6 protein-coding genes are annotated in these 3,849 nt (G+C 52.3%); all 6 read left to right on the top strand.

Annotated elements, in window-relative coordinates:
• Window positions 1-69 precede the first annotated feature (69 nt).
• Window positions 70-471: an NADH-quinone oxidoreductase subunit C gene (locus tag ACPLUI_RS12335; RefSeq protein ID WP_424660555.1), complete on the top strand. Its 402-nt coding sequence runs from the start codon at window positions 70-72 to the stop codon at window positions 469-471.
• 28 nt (window positions 472-499) lie between these two features.
• The gene (locus tag ACPLUI_RS12330; RefSeq protein WP_424660554.1) at window positions 500-1,594 is read left to right on the top strand and encodes an NADH-quinone oxidoreductase subunit D; all 1,095 of its coding nucleotides are present in this window, start codon (window positions 500-502) and stop codon (window positions 1,592-1,594) included.
• A 25-nt stretch (window positions 1,595-1,619) separates the two neighbouring features.
• On the top strand, window positions 1,620-2,672 hold the full coding sequence (nuoH, locus tag ACPLUI_RS12325; protein WP_424660553.1) for an NADH-quinone oxidoreductase subunit NuoH: 1,053 nt from the start codon (window positions 1,620-1,622) through the stop codon (window positions 2,670-2,672).
• A gap of 4 nt (window positions 2,673-2,676) precedes the next feature.
• Complete coding sequence (locus tag ACPLUI_RS12320; RefSeq protein WP_424660552.1) at window positions 2,677-3,174, top strand: NuoI/complex I 23 kDa subunit family protein; 498 nt, start codon at window positions 2,677-2,679, stop codon at window positions 3,172-3,174.
• Window positions 3,175-3,178: 4 nt separating this feature from the next.
• Window positions 3,179-3,697, top strand: a complete 519-nt coding sequence (locus ACPLUI_RS12315) for an NADH-quinone oxidoreductase subunit J (RefSeq protein ID WP_424660551.1) — start codon at window positions 3,179-3,181, stop codon at window positions 3,695-3,697.
• A 13-nt stretch (window positions 3,698-3,710) separates the two neighbouring features.
• Window positions 3,711-3,849, top strand: a 139-nt coding sequence (locus tag ACPLUI_RS12310) for an NADH-quinone oxidoreductase subunit NuoK (RefSeq protein ID WP_424660556.1), incomplete at its 3' end; no start/stop codon positions are given.

The following is a 3,849-nucleotide window of genomic DNA, read 5'->3' as shown; positions in this document are numbered from 1 at the left end:
TGACGCTGCCCCGTGGCTAGTTACGAACCGCCTGCACAGTTGCTGGAAGCGTTAAAAGAAAAATTTCCCGTGATTGAAATTATCGGGGAAGGGGTGCTCCTTGTTCCTGCGGAGGATCTTCTCCCCGTGATGTCTGAATTAAAGGAAAACCCCGAATATGCCTTTGAGTTTCTTACCAACCTTACAGCGGCTGATTACCCGGATCGTTTTGAGGTAGTTTATAACCTGGTTTCTCTGAAACACAATTACACGTTAATGGTCAAGGTGAAGCTGGAGGACAAGGAGAATCCTGCCGTACCTTCTCTTTGCCCGCTCTGGGGTGGGGCGAAATGGCAGGAACGGGAGGCATACGATTTGATGGGGATAAACTTCACGGGTTATCCCGGCCATCCCACCCGTATCCTCCTGGACGATAGCTTCAAAGGCCACCCCTTGCGCAAAGATTTTGAATGGGAAGGTGGCAGGGAGTAGCCTTCCACCAGTTTCGGGAGGTGTGTAAATGAAAACACAAACTTACGTGCTGAATATGGGGCCGCAGCATCCCAGTACTCACGGTGTATTCCGGATCATCCTGGAACTGGACGGAGAGGTGGTGGTCAAGGCCACTTCCGTTCCCGGTTACCTGCACCGGGGTATTGAAAAGCTGGCTGAAGCCCGGACCTATACTCAGGTGATTCCCTACACCGACCGTATGGACTACCTGGCCTCGATGCTCATGAACTGGGGCTATGTGGCGGCGGTGGAAAAGCTGATGGGCATTGAAGTGCCCGAGAGAGCTGAATATATCCGGGTCATTGTAGGCGAGCTCTCCCGGATTGCCAGCCATCTGGTGGCCGTAGGTACCTATAGCGTGGACATCGGTGGGTTTACAGGATTTCTCTATTGCTTCCGGGATCGGGAAAGGGTGCTGGATCTCCTCGAGATGGTTTCCGGCTCCCGTATGACTTTCAGTTATTTTCGCATCGGTGGAGTAGCCGATGACCTGCCTCCCGAATTTTTCCCGCCCCTGGAGAAATTCCTGAAAGACCTGCCGTCACTGTGCGACGAGTATGATGGTCTGATCACGGGTAATGAAATCTTCCAGGCCCGTACCAAATACGTCGGTATCATTACGCCCGAGATGGGTATCAATTACAGCTTGAGCGGTCCTGTTTTGAGGGGCAGCGGTATTCCCTATGACCTGCGCAAGGTGCGACCATACGGGGTATATGACCGCTTTGATTTTGAAGTGCCGGTGGGGAAAAACGGTGACTGTTTCGACCGTTTCGTCTGCCGGATCAAAGAAATCCGCCAGTCAGCTCGTATTATTCAGCAGGCAATAGAGGGCTTGCCCGAAGGCCCGATCATGGCCAAAGTACCCAAGGTGATAAAACCTCCTGTTGGGGAAGCTTATGCAGAAATTGAAAGTTCCAAGGGGATCCTGGGGTGTTATGTGGTCAGCGACGGTAGTCCCAAACCCTACCGGGTGCATTTCCGCCGGCCCTCCTTTATTAACCTGGGTTATCTGGATGAATTGCTCGTGGGCTGGAAGATTGCTGATGTTATTGCTATCCTGGGTAGTCTAGATATAGTTCTGGGCGAAGTTGACTGCTAAAAAATGGAGTTAGGGGAGAAGAGGCATGGGTGAAAATATTTTTACCGGTATTGCCGCGGGCTTGCGGACCTACCTGGCCGGTGCCGGTGTGCCTCCCTTGGCCAGCGATTTTATTGTAATGGTGGTAAAGCTACTGGCAGTTATTATATTTGTTTCACTCAACGTCGTCTGGCTGGTGTACATGGAGCGGAAAATTGCCGCTTACATTCAGTGCCGGATCGGACCCAACCGCGTTGGCCCCAAAGGTCTGCTCCAGACGGTAGCCGATGTGATAAAACTTCTGGCCAAGGAAATTATTGTCCCGCGGCGGGTTGACAAGGTCGTATATCTTGCCGCTCCCATACTAGTGTTTGTCCCCCCGATGATGGCCTTTGCAGTCATCCCGTGGGGAAAAGGGATGGCTCCCATTGACCTGAACATTGGCGTTTTCTACATCCTGGCTGTAGCATCCCTCTCTACCATAATCTTCTGGATGGGTGGCTGGTCCTCCAACAACAAATACTCTCTGGTGGGCGGTATGCGTGTGGTGGCACAGATGGTGAGTTACGAATTGCCGCTGGTACTGTCCCTCCTGGGAGTAATCATGCTAACCGGGAGTCTGAACATCAACGAGATTGTTAATGCCCAGCGCAGTACATGGTTCATCTTTGCGCAACCCCTGGCTTTTCTGATTTACTTCATTGCCGGGGTGTCGGAGGTTAACCGTACTCCCTTCGATTTGGTGGAAGGTGAGTCGGAGATAATTGCCGGTCCCTATACCGAATACAGCGGTATGGGTTATGCCATGTACATGCTGGCTGAATACGGCAACATGATGGTTGTCTCCTGCATGTGCACCATTATGTTCCTGGGTGGCTGGCTTGCCCCCTTTGGCTGGACCTTCCTGCCATCCTGGTTCTGGTTCTTTGTCAAGGTTTATGTCATGATCTTCATCTTCATGTGGATCCGCTGGACTTACCCCCGTATCCGGGTGGACCAGTTATTGGGGTTCGGATGGAAAGTGCTGGTACCGCTTTCCCTGGCCAACATTTTTGTCACCGGTGTGGGCATGTACATCTACCGGGCTATAGGGTGGTGATTAGATGTTCGGACAAGGACTGTTAAAGGGCCTGGCCATCACCTGGAAGGAACTTTTTACCAGGAAGGTGACTGTGCAATATCCGGAGGAGAAGGTACCGCTCCCTGAGCGTTATCACGGCCGCTTCGAACTGGATGTCGACAAATGCATAGCCTGTGGTCTGTGTGCCAATGCCTGTCCCAACAAGGTAATCCAGATTACCAAGGAAAAGGTGGGCAAAAAGCAGTACCTTACCAGGTATGTCATGCGCATCGAGTACTGTTTGTTCTGCGGCCTGTGTGTGGAGTCGTGCAATAAAGGAGCTCTTAGATTCAGCCATGTAATCAACATGAACCAGTACTACAGGGACAAGGTGCGCCTTGTACTGGTTGACCGCCCTGTTCCCGAATCTTTACCCGAGGAGGAGCCGGCAGAACCGGCTGCTGAACGTCCTGCAGCAGCCAGGGCAAAAAATGCCAGGGCCGAAGTGGCCGCCGGCAAGGCTCCCGGTGAGGAGGGTTAATCTTATGGAAGGCCTTTGGATGACTGTCGCTTTCTACCTGCTGGCTGCGACTATCCTGGGATCTGCTCTTCTCGTGGTCCTGCTCAGGAATATCGTGCATTCGGTACTGTGGCTGGCGGTATGCTTTGTGGCCATGGGTGGACTATTCCTGACCCTGGATGCCGATTTTCTCGCTGCAGTGCAGGTACTGGTGTATGCCGGCGCCGTGTGTATCATGGTGGTATTCGCTATCATGCTTATCCAGCGCGGCGATATGGGAAGTACCAACCTGTTTAACAATCAGACCAAAGCCGCAGCAGGTGTGGTAGCCCTCCTGCTGGCCGTGTGCGGCTATCTGGCCGCAAAAACTCCGTGGGCGACCCCTACAGCAGCTGTACCGGGAAAAACTGTGGAAAGCATAGCAGATATTATGTTGAGCAAATATGTCATTCCCTTTGAAGTAGCTGCTATTCTCCTGCTGGTGGCCCTGGTGGGAGCCATTTTCCTGGCCAAGGAGGTAAAAGCTGATGCTCACAACGATTAGCCTCACCCACTACATGGTGCTATCGGCACTGCTTTTTGGAATCGGGCTCTTTGGCGTGCTGGCCAAAAAGAATGCCGTTGCAGTGCTCATCTGCATTGAGTTGATGCTCAATGCCGTAAACATTAACCTGGTTGCTATCAGCAAGTATGTTA

Source organism: Desulfofundulus sp. (assembly GCF_049701015.1).
In the GTDB taxonomy this organism is placed as follows: domain Bacteria; phylum Bacillota; class Desulfotomaculia; order Desulfotomaculales; family Desulfovirgulaceae; genus Desulfofundulus.
The sequence above is the reverse complement of the archived record's forward strand: the minus strand, read 5'-3'. Positions and strand labels throughout refer to the sequence as shown.